A 23,894-nucleotide genomic window follows, 5' to 3' on the forward strand; every position below is an offset into this window, starting at 1 on the left:
CTAAACATCCGAATTCAGAGCGGGCGCTGCACCGCCTCCAGCATGCGCCGGCGCTCGTCGAGCCACAGGTCGGCGTAGCCGCAGCCGCGGTACTCCTCGAAGTAGGGGCCGCCGATGGTGTAGTGCAGGTTCGCGAGCCCCTCCGCCGGCACGGGCGGATCGTAGTCGACGAGATGGTTCCAGCGGTGCGGGATCTCGCCGATCAGGCCGTCGTCGCCCAGCCACTTGAACTGGTGCAGGTCGGTGCCCGAGGCGGTGTTGACGTACTCCGGCGTCAGCGCGGCGCAGCGCGCGCAGTTGAACATCATGACGCTGGACCAGTTCTTCTTCTCGTAGCGGGTCTGCGGCGCGCCGAGGAACTTGGTGGTCTCGGCGGGAACGTGGTCGTGCTTGACCACCTGGACGGCGTAGCGGTCGTCGCGCAGGTCCCACAGCCGGGCGACGTCGTCGAGCATCAGCATGTCGCAGTCGAAGAACAGCGCCCATCCGTCGTATCCCGCAAGGTAGGGCACCAGGAAGCGGGAGAACGAGAAGTCGGTGGACTGCAGCGGGTGCCGCTCGCGCCACATCAGGTCGCCGAGCTGGCTCAGCATCAGAGGCGCGATGGTCACCGGGCGCGAGGCACGGACGTTGATCGAATGGGCGAACACATTGTAGGCCACCGCCTCGCGCGGATCATAGCCGATGAAGATGCGGATCATGGAGGCTCCCGTCGTCGGCAGGTGTCGCGGCCGGCGAAAGGGCCGCGCGTCGAACCGCGGCACCATAGAGGAGGCACCCCGTCGACGGTAGGGGCAACGGTGACGCGCCGCCGCGGCCGGCCGGCCGGACCGGACGCACCCGGAAAACGCGGCATTAACTTCCTGCTAGACAAATCGGATTAGCCTTGCTTCGTTGACTTCGTTGAACGATGCCGCAAATCGCGCCAGCCGGGGTCCGTCCTTGTCCGAATCCAGCCGCACCGCCTCCCTCTCGAAGCGTCTCGCCAGTTCTCCCGCCGATTGGCACCGCGACGCCCTGGCCGCCTTCAACGGGGCGTCGGTGCTGGTCACCGGCGGCACCGGCTCGTTCGGCCGGCGCTTCGTCGAGACCATCCTGCGGCACACCACGCCGCGGCGCGTCATCATCTTCTCGCGCGACGAGTTCAAGCAGTACGAGATGCAGCAGCAGCTCGGCGCCGACTGGGACGGCCGCCTGCGCTTCTTCATCGGCGACGTGCGCGACCGCGAGCGGCTGGAGCTGGCGATGCGCGAGGTGGACGTCTGCATCCACGCGGCGGCGCTGAAGCACGTGCCGGCCGCCGAATACAATCCCATGGAGTGCATCCACACCAACGTCTACGGCGCCGAGAACGTGGTCCGCGCGGCGCTGAACGCCGGCGTGAAGAAGGTGGTGGCGCTGTCCACCGACAAGGCGGCCAACCCGATCAACCTCTACGGCGCCTCCAAGCTGGCCTCGGACAAGATCTTCATCGCCGCAAACAACCTGTCGGGCTCGCTGGGCACCCGCTTCTCGGTGGTGCGCTATGGCAACGTCGTCGGCTCGCGCGGCTCGGTGATGCCGCTGTTCCGCAAGCTGGTCGACACCGGCGCCGACCACCTGCCCATCACCGACGAGCGGATGACCCGCTTCTGGATCACCCTGCAGCACGGGGTGGAGTTCGTCGTCTCCTGCTTCGCGCTGATGCAGGGCGGCGAGATCTTCGTCCCGAAGATCCCCAGCATGCGCATCGTCGACATGGCCAGGGCGCTGGCGCCGGCCCTGCCGCACAAGATCGTCGGCGTGCGGCCCGGCGAGAAGCTGCACGAGGTGATGATCACCGAGGACGATTCCCGCCAGACCTTCGAACTGGCGGACCGCTTCGTCATCGAGCCGACCTTCGCGTTCTGGAGCCACGAATCCTACAAGCGCCTCGGGGCGAAGGCGGTGCCGGACGGTTTCCGCTACGCCTCGGACACCAACACCGACTGGCTCGACGCCGAGCGCCTGGCCGCCCTGCTCGCCGAATCCGCGTGACCGCCGCGCCCTTCCTTCCCTACGGCCACCAGGCCGTCGACGAGGACGACATCGCCGCGGTGGCGGCGGTGCTGCGCAGCGACTTTCTGACGCAGGGGCCGGCGGTGGTCGCCTTCGAGCAGGCGCTGGCGGCGCGGGTCGGCGCACGCCACGCCGTCACCTGCGCCAACGGCACGGCGGCGCTGCACCTGGCCTACCTGTCCCTCGGCCTGGGCCCTGGCGATGCGGTCGTGGTGCCGACCGTCACCTTCCTCGCCACCGCCAACGCCGTCCGCTTCACCGGCGCCGAGGTGGCGCTCGCCGACGTCGACCCCGACAGCGGGCTGATGGCCCCCGAGCACGCGGCGGCGGCCGTCGCCCGCGCCGAGACCGCCGGCCTGCGGGTGCGCGCCGTGGCCCCGGTGCACCTCGCCGGCCAGGTCGGCCCGCTGGCGGCGTTGCGCACGTTCGCCCGCGACCGCGGCCTCGCGGTGGTGGAGGACGCCTGCCACGCCATCGGCACCGCCTGGACCGACGGGCAGGGGCGCACCGCCGCCGTCGGCGCCGACGCGCCCGGCGTGCTCACCGTCTTCTCCTTCCATCCCGTCAAGACCATCGCGGCGGGGGAGGGGGGGGCGGTCACCACCGGCGACGACGCGCTGGCCGACCGGATGCGGCGGCTGCGCAACCACGGCATGGAACGGGATCCGCGGCATCTCACCGACCGGGCGCTCGCCGTCGACGACGACGGCGCCGCCAATCCCTGGGTCTACGAGATGGCGGAACCCGGCTTCAACTACCGTCTCACCGACCTGCAATGCGCGCTGGCGCTCAGCCAGCTCGGCAAGCTCGACGCCTTCGCCGAACGACGGCGGGCGCTGATGGACGCCTACGCGGCGCGCCTCGCCCCGCTGGCCCCGCTGGTGCGGCCGCTGGCCCGCACGCCCGGCTGCCGCCCGGCCTGGCACCTCTGCATCGCCCTCGTCGACTTCGCCGCCGCCGACCGCCGCCGCGCCGCCGTGATGGGGCATCTGCGCGACCTGGGGATCGGCACCCAGGTGCACTACATCCCGCTGCACCGCCAGCCCTATTACGCCGACCGCTACGGCGCCCTGGCGCTGCCGGGGGCCGACGCCTACTACCGCCGCGCCCTGACGCTGCCGCTGTTCCCGGCCATGGACGACGACGCGCCGGAACGGGTCGTGACCGCTCTGGGGCGGGCGCTCGGCCGCACCGGTTCCGTTTGAATTACCCCTGCTCACCGTCTAATGTGCCGGCGGCCTGCAAGGGTTCGGCCTCGACAATTTCGGTTGGTGACACGTCGCAATGCCTAGGAAAGTCCTCATCACGGGCGGTGCCGGCTTCATCGGGTCGGCGGTGGTCCGCCACCTCATGAGCGAGACCGACGCCGAGGTCATCAACGTCGACAAGCTGACCTACGCCGCCAACCCGGCGTCGCTGACGCCCTTCGCCGGTCACCCGCGCTACGCCTTCGAGCAGGCCGACATCTGCGACCAGCACCGCATGGCCCAGCTGCTGGAGCGGCATCGCCCCGACGCCGTCATGCACCTCGCCGCGGAGTCCCACGTCGACCGCTCCATCGACGGGCCCGGCGCCTTCATCATGACCAACGTGGTCGGCACCTACGCCCTGCTCGACGCCTGCCTCGCCCACTGGCGCACCCTGGACGACGCGGGCCGCGCCGCCTTCCGCTTCCACCACATCTCGACCGACGAGGTGTTCGGCTCGCTGGGCGAAACGGGCCACTTCGTCGAGACCACGCCCTACGACCCGTCCTCGCCCTATTCGGCGAGCAAGGCGTCGTCGGACCACCTCGTGCGCGCCTGGCACCGCACCTACGGCCTGCCGGTGGTCGTCTCCAACTGCTCGAACAACTACGGTCCCTGCCAGTTTCCCGAGAAGCTGATCCCGCTGATGATCCTCAACGCGCTGGAGGGCAAGCGGCTGCCGGTGTACGGCCAGGGCACCAACGTGCGCGACTGGCTCTACGTCGAGGACCACGCCCGCGCCCTGTGGCTCATCCTGACCAGGGGCGTGCCCGGCGAATCCTACAACGTCGGCGGCAACAACGAGGTGCGCAACATCGACGTGGTCCGCGCCATCTGCGCCATCGTCGACGAGGTGGCGCCGCCGCTGGCCGACGGCACCCGCGAGGGACTGATCACCTACGTCACCGACCGGCCCGGCCACGACCACCGCTACGCCATCGACGCCGCCAAGATCCGCCGCGAGTTGGGGTGGGAGCCGCGCGAGACCTTCGACAGCGGCCTGCGCCGCACCGTCGAGTGGTATCTCGCCAACCGCGCCTGGTGGCAGCCGCTGCGCGAGGGCGTGTACCACGGCGACCGTCTCGGCCTCGCCGGCTAGGCGCGCCGGACCGGCGCGTCCGCATCCTTACCAACGTCGTCATCCGGCCCCCGGGGCCCAGCATATCTGAAGGATCAACCATGAAGGGGATCATCCTGGCCGGCGGTCTCGGCACGCGCCTGTATCCGGTGACCCACGTCGTGACCAAGCAGCTCCTGCCCGTCTACGACAAGCCGATGATCTACTATCCGCTGTCGACCCTGATGATGGCGGGCATCCGCGAGATCCTGGTCATCTCCACGCCCCACGACCGGCCGCTGTTCGAACAGCTGCTGGGCGACGGCACCCAGTGGGGCATCCGCCTCAGCTACGCCATCCAGCCCGAGCCGGCGGGCATCGCCCAGGCCTTCCTGATCGGTCGCGACTTCATCGGCGGCGAGCCCTGCGCGCTGATCCTCGGCGACAACATCTATTTCGGCCACGGCCTGCCGGACATGCTCCAGCAGGCGGCCCAGCGCACCGACGGCGCCACCGTGTTCGGCTACTACGTCAGCGATCCCGAGCGCTACGGCGTGGCCAGCTTCGACGCCGACGGCCGGGCGGTCGACATCGAGGAGAAGCCCCGGCAACCCAAGTCCAACTGGGCGGTGACCGGCATCTACTTCTACGATCGCAACGTCACCGCCTACGCCGAGGCGCTGAAGCCGTCGCCGCGCGGCGAGCTGGAGATCACCGATCTCAACCGCATCTATCTGGAGAAGGGGACGCTGCGGGTGGAGCGCATGGGCCGCGGCATCGCCTGGCTCGACACCGGCACCCACGACAGCCTGCTCCAGGCCGGCCAGTTCGTGCAGACGGTGGAGGCCCGTCAGGGCCTGAAGATCGCCTGCCCCGAGGAGGTGGCCTACCAGATGGGCTACATCGACGCCGACCGCCTCACCCGCCTCGCCGAGCCGCTGAGGAAGAGCGGCTACGGCCAGTATCTGCTGAGCCTGGTCGACCGCTTCCCGCGCTGACGCCGCCGCCCGCTTCGGCCGATGGACACGCGAGGCTACGGCGGACGGCTGGCGTCCCTGCTGCGCTGGCGGTCCCACCGCCTGCGGCTGACGCCGCTCGACGGCGTGGCGGCGCGGGGCGACCGGTGCCGCCTGACCGGACCGGCCGGCGCCTTCGCCGTCGCCGCACCGGACGGTTCGCGTCCGCCGGCCGGCCGGGCGATTCTGTCCTACGAACTGGACTGGGACGGCGAGCCGCCGCAATTGACCCTGGAGCGGACGGCGGCGGGCGACCCCGCCACGGCGGTCCGCCTGCCGCTGCGCACCGGCGCGGTGCGCATCCACGTCGACCTGCCGGAAGGGCTCGCGGTGCTGCGGATCGAGGCGGCGGCGGTGCCGCCGTCGGGCTTCGCGCTGCGCAACCCGCGCCTGGTGGAGACGGGGCCGCTGACCGGCGCCGCCGCCGTCCTGTGGGGCTGGCTGCGTCCGGCCCTGGCCGACCCGCGGCTGCTCGGCCGCCAAGCCCGCCAAGCGATCGGGCTGCTGGCCAGCCCCGGCGGCCGCTCGCTGCTGCTGAACCGGCTGACGCGGCCGCAGACCCGCAGCTACGGCGACTGGGTCGCGCTCTACGACACGCTGGACGAGGCGGACCGGCGGGCCATCGCCGCCCGCATCGCCGCCCTCCCGGCCCGTCCGCTCATCTCCGTGCTCATGCCGGTCTACGACCCGCCGGAACGCTGGCTGCGCCGCGCCCTCGATTCCGTGCTCGGCCAGCTCTACCCGGACTGGGAGCTGTGCGTCGCCGACGACGCCTCCACGGCACCGCACGTGCGCCCGGTGCTGGAGGAGTACGCGGCCCGCGACCCGCGCATCCGGGTGCGGTACCGGGAGGACAACGGCCACATCTCCGCCGCCTCCAACAGCGCGCTGGAGATGGCGACCGGCGCCTACGCGGCGCTCCTCGACCACGACGACGAACTGGCGCCGCACGCCCTCTACCTCGTCGCCACGGAGATCGCCGCCCACCCCGACGCCGACCTGATCTACAGCGACGAGGACAAGATCGACGAGGCGGGCAACCGCTTCTCCCCCTACTTCAAGCCGGACTACAACCCGGATCTGCAGCTCTCCCACAACATGGTGTCGCACCTCGGCGTCTACCGCACCGACCTGCTGCGCCAGATCGGCGGCTTCCGCGCCGGCTTCGAGGGCAGCCAGGACTACGACCTGGTGCTGCGGGTCATCGAGCGGACGGCGCCGGCGCGCATCCGCCACATCCCCCACGTCCTCTACCACTGGCGGGCCATCGCGGGCTCGGTGGCGCTGGCCGACGGGGCCAAGACCTACGCCCACGAGCGGGCCCGGCGGGCGATCGCCGAGCACCTCGCGCGAACCGGTCACGCCGGCGCCACGGTCGTCGTCGCCGCCAACCCGACCCTGCACCGGGTCGTCTATCCCCTGCCGGCCCGGCCGGGGCGGGTGACGGTGATCGTCCCCACCAAGGATCGGCTCGACCTGCTGGCGCGCTGCGTCGACGGGGTGCTGGAGGGCACCGACTACCCCGACCTGGAGCTGGTGGTGGTCGACAACCGCAGCGAGGAGTCGGCGACCCGGGAGTACCTCGCCGCCCTAGCCGGCCGGGCGCGGGCGCGGGTGCTGGTCCATGACCGGCCCTACAACTATTCCGCCATCAACAACGAGGCGGTGGCGGCGACCGAAGGCGCGTTCCTGTGCTTCCTCAACAACGACATCGAGGTGATCGAGCCGGGATGGCTCGGCCACATGGTGTCGCACGCGCTGCGCCCGCAGGTGGGGGCGGTGGGCGCCAAGCTGCTCTACCCCGACGGCACGGTGCAGCACGCCGGCATCGTGCTGGCGGAGGAGCTGATCGCCTGGCACGCCCACCGCTCCCTGCCGCGCCATCATCCCGGGGCGATGTGCCGGGCCGTGCTGCAGCAGGCGTTCAGCGCCGTGACCGCCGCCTGCATGGTGGTGCGCCGGAGCGCCTTCGAGGAGGTCGGCGGCTTCGACGCGGACAATCTCGGCATCGCCTTCAACGACGTCGACCTCTGCCTGCGCCTCGGCGAGCGCGGCTACCGCACCCTGTGGACCCCCTACGCCGAGCTGGTCCACCATGAATCCGCCACCCTCGGCGCGCCCGACCGTGCCGACCGGCGCCCGCAGTTCAAGCGGGAGGCCGCCTACATGGCGCGGCGCTGGGCCGCCGCGCTGGCCCACGACCCCGCCTTCAACCCCAATCTCGATCCCTACCGCACCGACTTCGCGCCGGCCTTCCCGCCGCGCGCCGCCAAGCCCTGGCGAGCGCCGTGAGCGGCCCGTCGCCGGGCGTGGCGGCCGTCATCGTCACCCATCATCCCGACGACACCTTGGCGGCGGTGCTGGATGCGGCGCTGGCCCAGACGGAGCGGGTGGTGGTGGTCGACAACGGCTCTCCCGCCGTCGCGCTGGCCGCGGTCGAAGCGGCGGCGGCCCGGCACGCCGACCGGGTCGAGGTGATCCGCAACCCCGGCAACCGCGGCCTGGCGGCCGCCCAGAACCAGGGGCTGGCGCGCGCCGTCGCACGGGGCGCGCGCTGGCTGCTGCTGCTCGACCAGGACAGCGTGCCGCAGCCGGGCATGGTCGCCGCCCTGCTGGCCGCCCTGGCGGACGGCACGGGGGAGCCGGTCGGCATCGCCGCCGCGGTGCCGCGCGAGCACGCCCAGGCGAGGCCGACCCGCTTCGTCACCTCGGCCGACGGCCGCCGCGCGCGCGCCGAAGCGCCCGAGGGTCCGGTGCTGCGGCACCTGCTCTACGCCATCGCCTCGGGCAGTCTGATCCCGGCCACCGTGCTGGCGGCGGTCGGGCCGATGCGCGAGGACTTCTTCATCGACTACGTCGATTTCGAGTTCGCGCTGCGGGTGCGGCGGGCCGGCTACGACATCGTCGCGGTGCGCGACGCCGAGCTGCGCCACCGGCTCGGCCGCTACGAGGAGCGGCGCCTGTTCGGCCGTCTCGTCGCGGTGACCCATCACAGCGCCCGGCGGCGCTACACCCGATGCCGCAACCGGGTGCGCCTGCTGCGCCTGCACGGCCACGCCATGCCGGCCCTGCTGTGCCTCGAGATGCGGGCGACGGTGACGGACCTGGTCCGCGTCGTCCTGTTCGAACACGGCAGGCTGGCGAAGCTCGCCGCCATGGGACGTGGTATCGTGGCGGGCCTGCGGGGCTAGGCTGGGCTGGGCTGGGACCGGGCAACGGTGGAGGCGGGGATGGGCGGCGGGTTCACGGTGCGGCCGGCGACGGCCGGCGAGGTGGCGACGATGATCGCGTGGGCGGCCGCCGAGGGCTGGAATCCCGGCCATCAGGACGCCGCCTGTTTCCGCGTGCAGGACCCGGCCGGCTTCCTGGTGGGCGTGGAGGACGGCGAGCCGGTGTCCTGCATCGCGGTGACGACCTACGGGAGCGATTTCGCGTTCCTCGGCCTCTACATCGTCCGGCCCGACCGGCGCGGCCGCGGCCACGGCATGGCGACCTGGCGTGCCGGCATGGACCATGCCGGCGGGCGCACCGTCGGCCTCGACGGGGTCGTGGCGCAGCAGGACAACTACCGCCGCTCCGGCTTCGCGTTCGCCCACCGCAACGTCCGCTACGGTGGAGCCGTGGCGGTGCCGGCGCGTGTCCCGGCCGGCGTGGTGCGGCTGGCCGAGGTGCCCTTCGCCGCCATTGCCGCGCTGGACGCCGCCTGCTTTCCCGCGGACCGGGAGACGTTCCTGCGGGCCTGGACGGCGGCGCCGGGGCACCACGCCCGCGCCGTGCTGCGCGACGGCAGCCTGGCCGGCTTCGGCGTCGTGCGGCCCTGCCGCGAGGGGCACAAGATCGGGCCGCTGTTCGCCGACGACCGCGCCATTGCCGAAACCCTGTTCGACGCCCTGGCGGCGGACGCCGGCGGCGGCCTTCTCTTCCTCGACGTGCCGGAGCCCAACGCCGCGGCCGCGGCGCTGGCCGAGGGGAGGGGGTTGGCCCCGGTGTTCGAGACCGCCCGCATGCACACGGGGCCGGTGCGACCGACCGACCTCGCGCGCGTCTTCGGCGTCGCCAGCCTGGAGCTGGGCTAGACGCCGGGGCGGGCATCCCGTCGCACGGCAAAATCCCTTGTATCGGCGCCCGTCGGCCGTGCATAAGATGCGGCCCTCTGGTGCCAGGAGGACAGGGTCTTGAGCGACCTCGACGACCGGAATTTGGCCGATCTGGCCGTCGGAATCGGCAGTGCGGCGTTGCGGACGCTGGTGGCGAGCGGTGCCATCACCCGCAACCAGGCGCGTGACGCTCTGGCGGCGGCGGCCATCCAGGGCGTGCGGTCGCTGAAGCCCCAGCGGCTCGACGGCGGCGTGCCAGACGACCTCGCCCCGACGCTCGGCGAGCGCCTGCTCGACGCCCGCGACGTTGCCAACACGCGGGAGATCTTGGCGGAGCTCATGGCCGTCCCGGCGTCGCGGGACCGGATCGCCTTGCCGGCACCGGCCGAATTGCAGCGCCAGGCGACCGCACATTTCCGGGAAAAGCGGTGGAAGCAGGCCTTGACGACCGCGCTCACCGTCCTGACCTTGGCGCCAGACGCGGCACCGACCCTGCACCTGGCCGGGCTCGCCGCACTGAACCTGGGCGACCGGACGCGGGCTGCCTCCCTTCTCTCGCGAACGTGGGCCGTGCAATCGACCCGGTCACATTTGGCCGAGCACCTCGGCGGCCTGCTCCTTGCCCTGGAGCGGGCCGCCGACGCGGTCGCCGTGCTGTCGGCGGTGCCGGAATTGACGGTCGGCACGGGCGCGCCGCTGGTGAAGGCGCTGCTCCATCTGCAGCGTGCCGACGACGCCGAGCGGATCTTCCGACGTCTGGTGGCGCTCGAGCCGGCGAACGAACGGCTGCTGTCGCTTTTCGTGGGGCAACTCTTCACGGCCGAGCGCTTCGCGGATCTGGCCACGCTCCGGCGCTGGGCACACCAACTGGCACCCGACAACATCGATACGCTCCTGATGCTGGCCTACGCCTTCGTGCGCTTGCGGCGCTGGGCTGAGTTGGCCGACGCGGTCGACCGCCTCGCCGATCTGCCGGTGGGGCGGAACATGGCGTTGCGGCGGCGGCATTCCGCGCTCATCATCGCGCTGCTGTGCGAGCCCGGAGTGCCGGATGCTGTGCGGATGGAGATCTACCGCGGCTGGAACCGGCTTCACCTGCCGCCCGTCCCGACCACGGTGCCAGCCCGGCCGCGGGAACGTGACGGCCGGCCGCTGCGGGTCGGCTACTACGCCGGGACCATCCACAAGAAGCCGCTGGTCGACTATTTTCTGCCCGCCATGGTGCGGCATGGCGAGGCGGGTGGCTTCCAGCCGATCGTCTATGCTCACACAACCCCCGAAGATCTGCGGCGCTCACCTTTGCCGGAGCGGCTCGCCGGCGCCGAGTTGGTCGCCGTCGGCCACCTTTCCGACGCCGCCATGATCGAGCGGGTGCGGCGCGACTCCCTCGACCTCTACGTCGATCTCAAGGGCCACTTCGCCGGCGAGCGGCTGGACGTGCTGGCCAGCCATCCGGCGCCGGTCACGGCGATCCTGCACGGGAACGAGGACACCTGCGGGCTGGACAGCGTCGACTTCCTGATCGGCGATCGCTTCATCACCCCACCGCCTGAGGCCCGCAGCGAGCGCCGGCTGATCGCGCTGGAGGGCAGCACGCTGTGCTACACGCCCCCCTCCTACGCTCCCGGACCGAACCCGCAGGAGCGCACCGGCGTCGTCTTCGGTGCCTTCCACCAGTACCGCAAGATCAAACCGGAAGCGTTGGACCTGTGGACCGCTGCGATGCGGGCCGTCGCTGGCTCGCGCATCGTCATCAAATGCCACGACCCGAACAGCCCGCCGGACTCCTACGACCGCCTCCGCCGGGCCTTCGCCGATCGCGGCATCGCCGCCGACCGCCTGACCTTCGTCGGCCGCACCGCCACGCATGCCGAGCACTTCGCGCTGTATGACACGATCGATGTGATGTTCGATGCCTTCCCCTACAACGGCGTGACGACCACCTGCGAAGCGTTGTGGATGGGCGTGCCGCTGCTCACCCTGCTGGGCAGTCGCATGGTTGCCGCCCATGGCGCGTCATTTGTGCACCATGCCGGCTTGGGTTGGCTCGCCGCCCGCGACGAAAGAGACTTCGTGGCGATCGCCCTCCGGTTGGCGGAAGATCGGACATGGCGGATGCGCTTCCGCCGTGAGGGGCGGATGGACCTTTCCCAGACGACGGTGTTCAACGAAGTGCTGTACGCGCAACGTCTGGGGGATGGCTACCGCACGATGACGTCCGTCGCCATCCCCGCCGCGTCGTAGCGACGTTCGCGTCCTATACCTTCATCAATCGCAGCCACTCGTCGCTATAGGCGGGTCCGAGCGCGGCCAGATTGGTCGTGACACCGTGCACAACGTCCACGACCGGAAGGTCCTTGATCAGTTCAAGCCGATCGAGCCCACCGACATGGATGAGCCGGCGCTGCGCGTCACAGGCGTTGCGGAAGACCGATGGATAGGCCAACCGCCGCTCCAGCAGCGGCTCGATCACGGGCATGTGTTCCTTGCGTACGAAAAAGGCATTGAGGCCGGTCGAGTTGCTGCCGACCAGTTCGTATCCCTTGCGTGCACCCAAGTGGCGGAGGGCAGCTATGGATGCTCCCGCATGGAGGCCGGAATGGTGATGATCGAATCGGTTAAACTTCTGACTGTAAGGCGTGGTCACGGCATGCCGGTCGCCGAAGATCGCGTTGTATTCGCACACGACGATATCCGGGTTGACGGAGTCTATCGCATCCCACACCCAATAGTCGTTGCCATCAATGTCGATACTGAGCAGGCCGATGTCACCGACAAATCCAAATTCTTCAAAAATCCCGTTGATGTTGTCGGTGGTGATGAAACGGTCCACGGCCGTGAGATCATAGCGCCAATAGAGCTTGTCAGCACGAATTTGCTGAACATGGCTGGCTGATCCGTCGATCACGAGCCCTTTCCAGTTGCGGTTCTGAAGCAGGAAACGGGTGTTCGATTGCCGATAATTTTCGACGCCGAACTCGATGAACCGCTGACTGGACACCGGCACGTTCTGCACCAGCCACTCAAGGATTCCGTCCTCGCCCCACTGCGAGGTTACGCGGAACTCTGCGTCTGCCAGGGTTCTCAACCGTGTCCTCTGAGACAATGCCCAGGACGCTTGGCGGCCGGCCAGCAGCAGGGCGCGGTCGGCCTGCTCCATCTGCTCGCGATGCGTGCCGAGAACATAGTCGATGATGCGCTTGATGAACTGCTCCATGCCGGACACTTCCTTCACTGGCTGGCGGGACCGCTGCTGGCCGGCAACGCACCGGCTTCCCGGACGGCATCGGCCACGGCGGCACGCAGTGACCCGATGAACGCGCGACGTTCCGGAAACATCGTCGCAGGATCGTGCTTCAAGTTGGGAAACACATACTTGCGGGCGAAGTGCACCAGAGGCGGCTGCCATCCGTAACGGGCAGCGGTCGTCGCCAAAGACACTCCAGCGTCGACGATGCGCTTCTCCTTGATCAGGTAATGGTAGATCTGTTGGCTGTACTTCCGGAAATCGGGCCGAATCGTTTCGTGAAATACCTCTTTGGCCAGGGTCGTTCCACCGCGAATCATTGCCGCGATGCAATCGGCGACGCGTTCGGACGGCGACTCCGTCATTTCGATGATTCCGTCAACGGGCATCTTCCAATATTCAAAATCATGGTGGAACGACGCATAGACGGAAGTGTCCCGCGCCAGCAGAAGAAGCATCGGCAACTGTCGGGCCGCGGACGAGGTATTGATCACCGTCAGCCCGCTGGCCGTTCCTATGAAGTGGCTGCAGTGATGAGTCAGCGCAGCGTTCTCACGCAACGAAAGCGTGCGGCCGCTGACGATCTTCGGGTTGTCGCTGCTCACCTCGAGATGGGAAGACAGTATGACACACGTGTCAGGAACCTCGGCAATCAGCCTTTCGGCAACTTGCGTCGCGAATTCCGGCGTGACGAACGACTGGCTCGACAGTGCCGCACATTCCATCAGGATGCGGTTCTGATAGAGGTCGATCCCATGCTTCTTCACGAATTCAGAAACGCGTTCGTGCTCGTCGTCGGTCAATCGCAGGACCGGCTGCACCGGCACGGTGATCGGCGCGTGGTACGCGCGCAGAATGGACGGCCTGACCGTTCCGTCGTACCGCTGGAAGTTGCGCGGCCAGATCTGTGACAGATAGACCCGGTCGTAGATCCCCCGCTCCAGGAGCTGGAGAATCTCGCGCTCGTACGCCACCCAGGCCGCGCCCTGCGTCGCGCGGGACGCCACCTGCGCCTCCCAGATGGCGTCGACGTGGGGATTGCCTTCGACGATCGGTCGACACAGGGACGAGGTCGCCCAGGTGAGATGGCTGTCGGGGTAGTCATGCTTGATCTGGCGTGCAAGCGCCGTCGCATAGAGGCAGTCGCCGTTAGCACCGAACTGTGCCAGGAGGATCTTCATGAACGATCTCGTTTCTAGGACGGATACAGCGACCGCGCTGTGGTGTTAGCGAACGAGGGCAACGGCAATGGCCACCGCGTGCCCACTCACGGGAACCGACCCCTCGACAAGGGCACGGCGAAGTTCCTCGCGCGCGAGCAGGCGAACCTCGAGTTGTTCGAGGTCATCCGTCGCCGGGCCCGCGGCCGTGCGGGCCCCGCGCGCCAGGAAACAGTGATCGATGCCGCTGCCCTGATTGCCGTCGCGGGTGAACTGCCCGATGGGTTCCCATTCGGATGCGACGTAGCCGGTCTCCTCAAGCAGTTCTCTTTGTGCAGCAGCGAGCGGATCCTCACCCGCTTCGATCGTGCCGCCTGGCAGCGTCAGTCCGATGCGACGCGCCCCGTGAATATACTGGCGCAATACAATGTAATCATCCCCGTCCGTTTGCGCGACGACAATGGCTGCGCCGAGCTTTTCAATCCGATAGTAGTCGTCGATGACTCTGCCGTCCGGCAGCGCTACCGTTTCGACCAGGATCTCGATGCCGCGCGGCACAATCAGCAAGGAACGCCGTGCAACCGTTTTCCATTCGGAAATAGACGCCATTCCTGCTCCCCTCGCCGCGGCACCGGATAGCATCGCCCCACGCCCGACGCAATCATTGGCTCTGCGCCCACACAGGCGCCGAGCGCCTGGGCCGGCGTCAGATCTCCCGAGGAACGATAACGTAGTTGATCGTATTGATGGTCGTTTCCACCCGGTAGCCGATGTCCTCGACGAATTTCATGTAATCGGCAAAGCTCGTTCCAAATTTTTCCTGGAACTGCTCCTCGAACTCAAACACGATTGGCATTCTATTGCGGTGGATCGTATCGACGGCACCGCGCAGAGCGAACAGGTCCGATCCCTGGATGTCCACTTTCATTAAACTGATCGTCTCTTCTATCTTAAGGCTGTCGATCGTGATCATCGGTATCCGCCGCCCCTCTTTTGCTGCCGGATCGACACCATAGGAGCCATATGCAGAGAAACGCTTAAAGTCCTGCTCCGGATAAAATATATAATCATCGCATTTGTCATAAACGGCATTGTTGTATACTTTGACATTGCCATCTGAGTTTTCGTCAATATTCTTTCGAAGGACATAGCAGATATAGGGGTCTGCTTCGAAGGAATACACCCGCCCACTTGGTCCGACACTCTTGGAGAAGATGATGCTCATCTGCCCGAGATTCGCTCCCACGTCGAGAACCGCCGTACCTTGCTTGATATACGGACGCATGACGTCGACCACTTCCTCTTCGAATATTTTTCCGGCCTTCATGCGTCGAATGATCGAATCGCGCGGAGCATCAGAGGGAAGATAATAGTTTCCAATCGGGGTACGGAAAAAGTCGAGTGGTGGCTTGCGGAATTCGACGTCATCTTGTTGAAGCTGACGTGAATGCCAGTAGTACTCGCCGATACGGTCACACGCATCCTGGTCGTAGGGGTTGATAAGCAGGGCCTGATTGTAGTGCCAAAGGGCCTCGCTGCGCCGACCGAGCGCCTTATCCACGTCGCCGCGGGCGATACAGCTTGCTATGATTGCCTTGCGCGACAGGAATTCGGCGTCCTTGGGCTTTCGCTGCGCCACTGCAACCAATGATAAAAGATGAAGGGCATCCGGGCTATTCGGGTACTGTCGAAGGATCTGGCGCAGAACGTCCCCAGCTTCGCCAGCCTTGCCCGTGAAGATCAGGCGCGTCGCACGGCCCAGCTCTTGAAACAATGTCGCCATCAACGCCTCCCCTCCACATCTGACGGGCGCCGCACGAGAAAGAAGACCCGCCAGCGCCGCCCCCATGGGGTAGAGGGGATACAGGGCTTGAGGTTCACCGCGCAAGCCTCTCGAGGGCACCAGGAGGCAATAGTGATTTCCGAGCGGTGTGCCGCCGTCCGGATCGGGAAATATTTCTCGTCATCGCTGCAGCCCTCCGCAAGCATGCGGGAAAGGCTGGTGGCCGTGGTCGAGCAGCTCAGCCATTCGGCTTTCGCCTTCACGGATCCGGGCTTGCGGCTTTCCCGCACCCGGCTCTCCCCGAAGGTGACCCGCATCATGCCGGACGCCGCGTCCACGGGCGCGTGATCCGAGGTGGTGGCAGGGGAAGGCGCACCGTCAGAGCCTCGTATTCATCCCCCCATCCGCCGGAAGCCTGCGCGGCCGTACATCTCGCGTTTGATGACTTTCAGCCGGTTGACGTGGCCCTCCACGGGGCCGCCGCTCCACGGCTCGGACGGCGCGGCGCACACGGCGTCCTCTTCGCGGCGGATGCCGCCGGCGAACGGGGCGAGAATGCTGGTTTCCGCTTCGTGGAGCCAGCCGTCGAGGGCGTCGGCCGTCTTGGTCTTCACCATCCTGGCGAAAGCCGCCGATCAGGTCGGCGGCAACCGCGACGGGAGGCGCACGCTCTTGCAACGCGGTAACGAACCGGCGGTCGCGCTCGCTGAGCGAATCGGGAGCCACGGCCAGCAGCCGTGCCGCCCGTCGGGGCGTCGGCGGTTCTGTTGCCATCGCTGGAAAACTGGTTCTTCGAAGTTTCGCGTGCACAGCCGAGGCGCGAATTGGGCGTGGTCGCTCAACATCCGGCATCAATTCCGGCGGCGCGGACCCGACACCACATGAAAGGAATAGAAACAATCCGGTTCTCGCTATGTTGCCGTCTCTCACGTCGCTTGGCCTGTTCCCGTCGCTCCAGGTGTTGGAGCAGATCGATCACGAACGCCGCTATCTGACACTGTGTGTCCGCTTGACCGCCGCTTCGGCGCCCTGCCCAAAGTGCGGTATCGTATCGAGCCGGGTGCACAGCTACGCTTGGCGCTGCCTCGCCGACACGCCGTGCTTCGGTCACCCGCTGATCCTGCGTCTCCACCAGCGGCGCTTCCGGTGCGCCAATCCCCATTGCCCGCGTCGAACCTTCAGCGAACCGTTGTCCGGCCTCGCACCGGCGCGCGCACGGCAGACGGACCGGGTCCGGGCGCTGCACCGCAGGCTCGGTCTGACACTGGGCGGCAACCCGGGCGGGGACATAGCGGCGGCGGTCGGAGTGCCGGTCAGCGGGGCGATGCTGCGCCGCCGCGCCGGCCAGAAGGCAGGGCTCCCATGGACGCCCGCTCCGCGCGTGCTCGGCGTGGACGACTGGGCGTGGCGCAAGGGCCTTACCTACGGCACCGTCCTGGTCGACCTTGAACGCCGGCGCGTCGTCGACCTGCTGCCGGACCGCACGGCGGAGACGCTGGCCGGTTGGCTGAAGCTGCACCCCACGGATACCGTCATCGTCCGCGATCGGGCTGGCGCCTACGCCGACGGCGCCGGCCGGGGCGCGCCGGAGGCCGAGCAGGTGGCCGACCGCTGGCATTTGCTGCGCAACGGCAGCGACGCCTTGCAGCGCCATCTCGACCACCATCACGGTGACTTGCGCGAAGCTGCCCGCCTCGTCGGTGCCCTGCCGACGGAAGGGCCGGCGAGCGCCGCCCCGGGGCCCATCACGACGGCTACGGTCCAGGAGCCGCCGCCGACCAAAGCTCAATGGCCGCCCGCCAGCGACGGGAGGCACGGTAGGCCGAGGCCGTGCGCCTGCGCGAACAGGGCCATTCGCTCCGGGCCACCGCCCGCGCGCTTGATGTGGAACGCAAGACGCTGCGCCGCTGGCTGCCCGGGCACGCATCGACCTGGCGGCGCACGGCGGTCAGCCCCGGCCTGTTCGATCCCTACCGGGCGTTTCTGAAAACCCGCTGGCGGGAAGGCTGCCGTAACGCCGCGGCCCTGTGGCGCGAGTTGCGGGAACACGGGTATCCCGGCCAGAAGACCGGGGTGCGGCAGCGGGCGGCGCGGCGGCGCCGGGACGAGCCCGCCAGGGAAACTGCGGTGCCGACATCAATCCGGCCGCCGACACCGCGCCGGGCGGCCCGCCTGCTGCTGGCCGATCCCGACACACAGGCAGAGCGGGAGCGCGGCTTCCTCGACGCCTTGCGCGGCAGCGCACCGGCTCTCACGCACGCGGCTGACCTCATGCGCCACATTCAGGCCATGGTGAAGGAGCGCGCCGCCGATCGGCTGAAGGGTGGATCGCGGAAGCGGCCGTCGGCGCCTTTCCAGGCTTCGCCGCCAGCCTGGATCAGGACTTCGACGCTGTGCGAGCGGCACTGAGCGAACCGTGGAGCACCGGGCCGCTCGAAGGGTACGTCAACCGCCTCAAAGTCATCAAGCGCACGATATACGGCCGGGCGGACTTCGCATTCCTGCGCGCCCGTGTCCTGGCCACCGCGTAGGCGAACCCCCGAAACCCAACCCCTTCAAAGCTGTGCACGCGAAACTTTGAAGAACCCAGTTTGGCGTGCTGCCCGACACAGTCGGCCGGGTGGTCCGTGTACTTCGGCCAACCCTCCCGGCGCAGGGTGTCGGCCAGCAGTTCTTCGATCAGATCACTCGGCAGCGTCGCCGCGGGGGACGCGACCGTCATGGGGATCTCCTGGTGAGGTGTAGGAGGAACGATTTCCGCTCGCGATTGGGGCGGTACGTGGCTAAAGTCCGACGCCGTTGGTGCGCTAACCGAGAGGGTCGCGATGGACGTCCTGCTAAACCATCCGAAGATTGATGTGCAAACCCGTCAGACGGGGTTGATGCACAACGGTTTGGCACGCCCGCTTGCCCTCAAGATTGAGACGGTCAATACGTGCAACAACCTGTGCCTGATATGCGCTTATCCGGTACAGAGCGTGCCGAAGAAGATCATGTCGATGGACATGTTCGAGAAGGTAGTGAGCGATTACCAGGATATTGGCGGGGGAAAGATCACCTTCACTCCAGTCGTTGGCGAGGTATTCTTAGACAAATTATTTCTTGATCGACTGCATTTCCTTGAAACAGCCACCAACGTGACGCCGTCCGTCACGACCAATGCAGCGATGCTGGACCGATTTTCCGACGATGAAGTCAAGTACATGCTGACGGTGCTCAACCGGGTCCAGGTCTCTGTGTACGGCCTGGACGACGAAGAGTATGAAGCAATGACCAAGCGCCGAACCTATAAACGGATGATAGAAGGATTGGCCAGGCTTCTTGCATTTGGGGACGGAAAGGTCTTCGTTGCCTTACGGCTTCTTAAATCACGAAAAAAGGAAGACATTATCAATTGGCTTAAATTTGAAATTGCCCCTCTTGTACGATCTTACGGAACAGTCAAGTCTGTTAACATTCTCGTGACATCTACTATGACGGGAAATTATTCTAATTGGGGAATTCTTGATACATCGAAACCATTACCATTTGGAGCCACATGGAGTGAGCGACATCGGGTCGTGAAAGGGCAGTGCATCATTCCAGCTCTAGCGCTTTCGGTCTCATCAAATGGTGACATCTCCTTTTGTGCGTGTGACGACTTTGATCATCATGAAAGCTTGTTTCTCGGAAATGCGAAAACGGCATCTTTGCGAGACGTCCTCACGAGCGATCGCTTTGCGGATCTTTGGAATTGGAAGAAAAATGGCGTTCCAGATTATTGCAAGTCTTGCTCGTTCTACAAAGGCATCGATACGCTCCATTCCCGGCCGAACGCCCTTGACGATGTATACAATATGATCGGCGCATAAACAGCGAGATGCCGTAGTGGGCCCTCCCCCAAGCGCTGGCTTGGCGGGGCGGCTGTCCCCACAGTGATGGTGTGAGAAACGGGGTCCGAGCGGATTGGCCCCAGGCATCGAGGGGGACAGCCATGGAGCACTTTGCCGGAATCGACGTCTCGTTGGAACTGAGCAGCGTGTGCGTGATGGATGCGACGGGCCGGATCATCCGCGAAGCCAAGGTGACCAGTGCCCCCGACGCTCTGGTCGGCTTCTTCGCCGGGCTTGGCTGTCCGGTGGTCCGCATTGGGCTGGAGGCTGGCCCCTTGTCGCAGTGGCTCCATGCTGTTGTCAACGCCGGGCTGAGCGGGGCGGGCTTTCCAGCGGTGCTGCTGGAAAGCCCGCCATGTGAAGGCGGCGCTCTCGGCGATGGTGGTGAAGACTGACCGCAAGGATGCTCGCGGCATCGCCCAGTTGCTGCGCATGGGCTGGTTTCGCCCGGTGCACTGCAAGTCGCCGCCGGCGCAGGAGGTCCGAGCGCTGCTGGTCGGGCACAAGCTGTTGCTGGGCAAGCTGCACGATGTCGAGCTGTCCATCCGCGGCATCCTGCGTGGCTTCGGCCTCAAGGTCGGCCAGCTCAGCCGCAGACGGTTCGCCGCGCGCCTGCCGGAGCTGATCGCCGACCAGGCGATGCTGAAGACGTCATCGGCGCCTGCTGGCGATCGTGCGCGACGACGCGGTCTGCCGCCGGCTGATGACCGTCCCCGGCGTCGGCGCCGTGGTGGCGCTGACCTTCACCTCGGCCATCGACGATCCAGCGCGCTTCACCTCATCCAAGGCGATGGGACCGCATTTCGGGCTGACCCCGAAGAAGTACCAGTCCGGCGAAACGGACGTCACCGGCGCCTTCAGCAAGACCGGTGATGCCCTGGTGCGCGGCGCCCTGTATGAGGCGGCGCAGGTGATGCTCACCCGAACCAAGAGCTTCTCCACGCTCAAGCGCTGGGCGATGGAGGTGGCCAAGGGCTGCGGCATGATGCGCGCCAAGGTCGCCCTGGCCCGCAATCTGGCCTGCGTGCTGCACCGCATGTGGGTGGACGGCACCGACTTCCGCTTCGGCAAGGAGACCGCCGCCGCATAAGACCCGAACCGTTTCCGGCCGGGCTGATCCGCGGTCCAGCCGCCCGAGGTCCCGTCGCCGGGACGCGGAATCCGATGAAGCCGGGTGATTGCTGGTGAACCCGCTTCCTGGGCGGGGATCACGCTTTGTGAGATCGGCTCTCGGGTTCCTTTCTGATCGCATGGTGTGGCGGCCGCGTGCCGACCACGGACGGAAGCATGAAACCGGCGACGTGATCCTTTTGGGGGCTTGACGCCCAACGGCTCATTACGGAAGCAATCACTCTGTGAGAACCGCCGCGAGATATCGTTTGCTATCCCCGTAGCCCTCTGCAATCATGGGCTTCGGAAGATCATCTTCATTGTAGGAAACTATGCCGCTTCTGGTTCCAGTATCTTGGGGAGAGCTCACCGACAAGATCACGATTCTGCAGATCAAATCGGAGCGAATCACCGATTCGATGAAGCTCGCCAATGTACGCAAGGAGCTTGAGGCGCTGGAGGCGGTTTGCGCCGCTTCGGGCGGCCTCCCGGACAGGACAGCAACGGTCGTCGCGGAGCTGCGCTCCGTCAATGCAGAGTTGTGGGACATTGAAGACGACATCAGGGAATGTGAGCGTGCAAAGGACTTCGGCGAGCGTTTCGTCGCCTTGGCACGGAAAGTTTACCGTACAAACGATCGCCGCGCCGGGCTCAAGCGGATCATCAACGACATAATGGGATCGGAACTGATCGAGGAAAAATCCTACAAGGATTATGACTGAGGGCGATGTCGGCATGCCCGCAGGGCTCCCGGGCAACGCGCCAGCCGACCACGGCTGACAATGGCCCAAAGGTGTGGAAGGGCACACGCGATTTGCATTGCCCTGGCTGGTCAACGTGCATATACAGCATGACAGTTCGCACGCTCGTGCGGTGCTCATGCGGTGCCGGCGGGAGAAGCAGGGCGCCATCCTTTTTGATACAGCAGTCAGGGTTTGGATATGCACATTATTCATCGGCAGCGCTGCCGGGTGTGCGGAAATTCGGCGCTCGTCCCAGTAATCGATTTGGGTGAGCAGCATCTCCAGGGCTCGTTCATCAAACCCGGCTACACACCGCCACCGATGCGCAAGCTGCCCACCAAACTGGTGCGCTGTGATACGACGAAGGACGAACAGGCCTGCGGCTTGCTCCAACTCGCGCACACCTTCCCTCCGGAAATTCTCTACGCGAACTACTGGTACCGGTCGGGCACGAACGCCACGATGCGGAACCATCTCAAGGGGATTGTCGACGCCGCCATCACGGTTCTGGCTCGTGCCCCGCGGCGAGTGCTCGACATCGGCTGCAATGACGGAACGCTGCTGTCCAATTACGATGATGCGATCGAAAAGTTCGGCGTCGATCCGTCCGACATTGCTTCGGAAGTTCCGGCTCCGGTCACGGTGATTAACACTGTTTTTCCGTCGCCTGCTACGGTTTCAGCGTTCGAAGATGGAAAGTTTGACGTCATCACGTCAATTGCCATGTTTTACGACCTCGAGGATCCCGTGAGCTTCGCCCGCGAGATCAAACGGATACTCGTTAAGAACGGGGTCTGGATACTTGAAATGTCCTATCTCCCTCTAATGTTGAAGCAAAATTCTTATGACACCATATGCCACGAGCATCTCGAATATTACAGCCTTGCTACACTTGATTATATTTTTGCCAAGGCCGGTCTTCGCGTTTTCAAGGCAAGCCTGAACGATATCAACGGCGGCAGCATTCGCTGCTTTGTTACCCATGCGGATAATCGTTCGATGGACAGCGCGGAAGCCGCCCGCTTCCTGAATCTGCTCCGCATCAACGAGTTTGAACTCGAACTCGACGCCGACCGCCCATACTTGGCTTTTCAACAGCGCATCGAAGAACAGCGCCGAGAGCTCCAGGCCCTTCTCGATGGTGTTCGCATGCAGGGGAAACGAGTTCACGTCTACGGCGCGTCGACCAAAGGAAACGTCCTCCTCCAATGGTGTGGCATCGACAGCAGCACCGTCGAATGTGCGGCAGACCGTAACCCGGCCAAGGCCGGTGCTCGCACCCTCGGCACCAATATTCCTATTGTGGACGAAGCGACATCACGGGCCGGCCGCCCCGACTACTATCTCGTTCTTCCCTGGCACTTCAAAGCTGAGTTCTTGGATCGTGAACGAGCAACGATTGAATCTGGCACAAAGATGATTTTTCCTTTGCCGACGTTGTCAATCGTCGACGCGGACAATTTGGCGGAGGAGAGACATCGGGCCGAGGAGGACAGCAAAGCCCTTCTGGACGTGGTCGCCCCCCCGTACAAGGGCGCGCCGGTCGGAGTATCCGATTGACAAGTGCCATGGTCATAGGTGCCAACGGTCAGGACGGCAGCTTCCTTTGCGACCACCTCCTGGCCCGCGGCTACTATGTACTCGGCCTCGCTCGCCAGAAGACGGCGCGCCATGTGGCACCGCACCCACGCTTTGCCTATCAGAGCGTTGATCTGCGAAACGACGCAGAGCTCACAGAGGCGCTTCGGACGTTTCACCCCGACCTAGTGTTCCACGTCGCCGCCGTTCACGGCGCGGCCGGCATCCAGTACGAGCCGATTTGGCAAGACGCTCTCGCAGTCAACGTAGCCGCGGTGCATCGCGTATTGGAATACATGCGACTGGAGTGCCCCTCCACGTTCTTCGTCTATGCGAGTTCATCCAAGGTCTATGGAGATCCATTGCCGGCCCGGATTAACGCACGCACCGTGCCACGGCCCCACTGCCTCTACAGCATCACCAAGATTGCGGCCGGCAATCTGATCAGTCAGTACCGAGAGCGCCACGGCGTAAAAGCTTCCATATTGTACCTCTTCAATCACGAATCTGAGCGGCGCGGTCTGCAATTTTTCATTCCTAAGCTGGTTGTTGCGTTGGCAGCGGCTAAAGCCGATGCTAGTACGCGGATCTCCGTCCGCACCTTAGATTTTCACTGCGACTGGGGCTCTGCTTCGGAGTACATGGACATTGCCGTCGAGATCGCCGAGCAGCGTGCCGCGCGCGACTTCGTGATGGCCTCGGGCAAGACCTGGTTGGGGCGTGATCTTGCCAGGGACCTGTTTGCTGCGCACGGTCTCGACTACCGTCAGCACATCACCGAAGAGGCGCGATCGACAGATCTGCCTGCGCCCTTCCATGCCTCCACGGCAGACCTCCGCCGAACGATCGGGAGGAAGCCGAGCCGTAGCATCATGGAGGTATGTAACGAGATCCTGGCTGCTCTGCCGACCGCCGGACGACAAGTGAGGTCATCAGCCGGCGATTGA

General features: G+C 66.1%; 18 protein-coding genes and 3 pseudogenes. 15 read left to right on the top strand and 6 right to left on the bottom strand.

Translation table 11 applies throughout. From position 1 onward, the window contains the following. Positions 1-14: 14 nt before the first annotated feature. Entirely contained in the window at positions 15-701 is a 687-nt protein-coding gene (locus ACSBPG_RS02495) for a hypothetical protein (RefSeq protein WP_435535523.1), read from the bottom strand. 316 nt (positions 702-1,017) lie between these two features. Between ACSBPG_RS02495 and pseB the strand changes: the two genes are divergently transcribed. The 8 genes from pseB (at position 1,018) to ACSBPG_RS02535 (ending at position 11,698) form a co-directional block, all read left to right on the top strand. Then, positions 1,018-2,016, top strand: coding sequence for a UDP-N-acetylglucosamine 4,6-dehydratase (inverting) (gene pseB / locus ACSBPG_RS02500; RefSeq protein WP_435535879.1), 999 nt, complete (start codon positions 1,018-1,020; stop codon positions 2,014-2,016). Beyond that, positions 2,013-3,242 carry a UDP-4-amino-4,6-dideoxy-N-acetyl-beta-L-altrosamine transaminase gene (gene pseC / locus ACSBPG_RS02505; protein ID WP_435535524.1) on the top strand — a complete coding sequence of 410 codons (1,230 nt, stop codon included), beginning with the start codon at positions 2,013-2,015 and terminating at the stop codon, positions 3,240-3,242. Before pseB ends, pseC begins: the two co-directional genes overlap by 4 nt. Before the next feature lie 79 nt (positions 3,243-3,321). After that, the gene (gene rfbB / locus ACSBPG_RS02510; protein ID WP_435535525.1) at positions 3,322-4,383 is read left to right on the top strand and encodes a dTDP-glucose 4,6-dehydratase; all 1,062 of its coding nucleotides are present in this window, start codon (positions 3,322-3,324) and stop codon (positions 4,381-4,383) included. A gap of 80 nt (positions 4,384-4,463) precedes the next feature. Next, a complete protein-coding gene (gene rfbA, locus ACSBPG_RS02515) occupies positions 4,464-5,339 on the top strand; it encodes a glucose-1-phosphate thymidylyltransferase RfbA (RefSeq protein ID WP_435535526.1) in 876 nt (291 codons plus the stop codon). Positions 5,340-5,360: 21 nt separating this feature from the next. Then, positions 5,361-7,649, top strand: coding sequence for a glycosyltransferase family 2 protein (locus tag ACSBPG_RS02520; protein WP_435535527.1), 2,289 nt, complete (start codon positions 5,361-5,363; stop codon positions 7,647-7,649). Continuing rightward, positions 7,646-8,548, top strand: a complete 903-nt coding sequence (locus ACSBPG_RS02525; RefSeq protein ID WP_435535528.1) for a glycosyltransferase — start codon at positions 7,646-7,648, stop codon at positions 8,546-8,548. Before ACSBPG_RS02520 ends, ACSBPG_RS02525 begins: the two co-directional genes overlap by 4 nt. Positions 8,549-8,587: 39 nt before the next feature. Beyond that, entirely contained in the window at positions 8,588-9,433 is an 846-nt protein-coding gene (locus ACSBPG_RS02530) for a GNAT family N-acetyltransferase (protein ID WP_435535529.1), read from the top strand. 99 nt (positions 9,434-9,532) lie between these two features. After that, a complete protein-coding gene (locus tag ACSBPG_RS02535; RefSeq protein WP_435535530.1) occupies positions 9,533-11,698 on the top strand; it encodes a hypothetical protein in 2,166 nt (721 codons plus the stop codon). Positions 11,699-11,711: 13 nt separating this feature from the next. On the opposite strand, the gene ACSBPG_RS02540 is transcribed toward ACSBPG_RS02535, so the two are convergent. The 4 genes from ACSBPG_RS02540 to ACSBPG_RS02555 form a co-directional block, all read right to left on the bottom strand. Beyond that, positions 11,712-12,671: a hypothetical protein gene (locus ACSBPG_RS02540; RefSeq protein WP_435535531.1), complete on the bottom strand. Its 960-nt coding sequence runs from the start codon at positions 12,669-12,671 to the stop codon at positions 11,712-11,714. Between the two features lie 14 nt (positions 12,672-12,685). Further along, a complete protein-coding gene (locus ACSBPG_RS02545; protein WP_435535532.1) occupies positions 12,686-13,882 on the bottom strand; it encodes a glycosyltransferase family 9 protein in 1,197 nt (398 codons plus the stop codon). Between the two features lie 45 nt (positions 13,883-13,927). Further along, the gene (locus ACSBPG_RS02550) at positions 13,928-14,470 is read right to left on the bottom strand and encodes an NUDIX hydrolase (protein WP_435535533.1); all 543 of its coding nucleotides are present in this window, start codon (positions 14,468-14,470) and stop codon (positions 13,928-13,930) included. Between the two features lie 97 nt (positions 14,471-14,567). Next, positions 14,568-15,644: an FkbM family methyltransferase gene (locus tag ACSBPG_RS02555; RefSeq protein WP_435535534.1), complete on the bottom strand. Its 1,077-nt coding sequence runs from the start codon at positions 15,642-15,644 to the stop codon at positions 14,568-14,570. A gap of 132 nt (positions 15,645-15,776) precedes the next feature. Between ACSBPG_RS02555 and ACSBPG_RS02560 the strand changes: the two genes are divergently transcribed. Further along, on the top strand, positions 15,777-15,992 hold the full coding sequence (locus ACSBPG_RS02560) for a hypothetical protein (RefSeq protein WP_435535535.1): 216 nt from the start codon (positions 15,777-15,779) through the stop codon (positions 15,990-15,992). A 44-nt stretch (positions 15,993-16,036) separates the two neighbouring features. On the opposite strand, the pseudogene ACSBPG_RS02565 reads toward ACSBPG_RS02560, so the two are convergent. Then, a pseudogene (locus tag ACSBPG_RS02565) lies at positions 16,037-16,436 on the bottom strand (transposase); the annotation flags it as partial. A gap of 121 nt (positions 16,437-16,557) precedes the next feature. Here ACSBPG_RS02565 and ACSBPG_RS02570 point away from each other — a divergent pair. The 6 genes and pseudogenes from ACSBPG_RS02570 (at position 16,558) to ACSBPG_RS02595 (ending at position 23,894) form a co-directional block, all read left to right on the top strand. Beyond that, positions 16,558-18,175 (top strand): annotated as a pseudogene (locus tag ACSBPG_RS02570) (ISL3 family transposase). Between the two features lie 294 nt (positions 18,176-18,469). Beyond that, on the top strand, positions 18,470-19,495 hold the full coding sequence (locus tag ACSBPG_RS02575; protein ID WP_435535536.1) for a radical SAM/SPASM domain-containing protein: 1,026 nt from the start codon (positions 18,470-18,472) through the stop codon (positions 19,493-19,495). A 122-nt stretch (positions 19,496-19,617) separates the two neighbouring features. After that, a pseudogene (locus ACSBPG_RS02580) lies at positions 19,618-20,606 on the top strand (IS110 family transposase). A gap of 352 nt (positions 20,607-20,958) precedes the next feature. Further along, entirely contained in the window at positions 20,959-21,348 is a 390-nt protein-coding gene (locus tag ACSBPG_RS02585) for a DUF6165 family protein (RefSeq protein WP_435535537.1), read from the top strand. 219 nt (positions 21,349-21,567) lie between these two features. Next, a complete protein-coding gene (locus ACSBPG_RS02590) occupies positions 21,568-22,929 on the top strand; it encodes a class I SAM-dependent methyltransferase (protein ID WP_435535538.1) in 1,362 nt (453 codons plus the stop codon). Continuing rightward, positions 22,926-23,894 (top strand): GDP-mannose 4,6-dehydratase, encoded by a 969-nt coding sequence (locus ACSBPG_RS02595; RefSeq protein ID WP_435535539.1) that lies wholly within the window; start codon positions 22,926-22,928, stop codon positions 23,892-23,894. The genes ACSBPG_RS02590 and ACSBPG_RS02595 overlap by 4 nt, the downstream gene beginning before the upstream one ends.

It is taken from the genome of Azospirillum sp. ST 5-10, assembly GCF_051225715.1.
Taxonomy (GTDB): Bacteria; Pseudomonadota; Alphaproteobacteria; order Azospirillales; family Azospirillaceae; genus Azospirillum.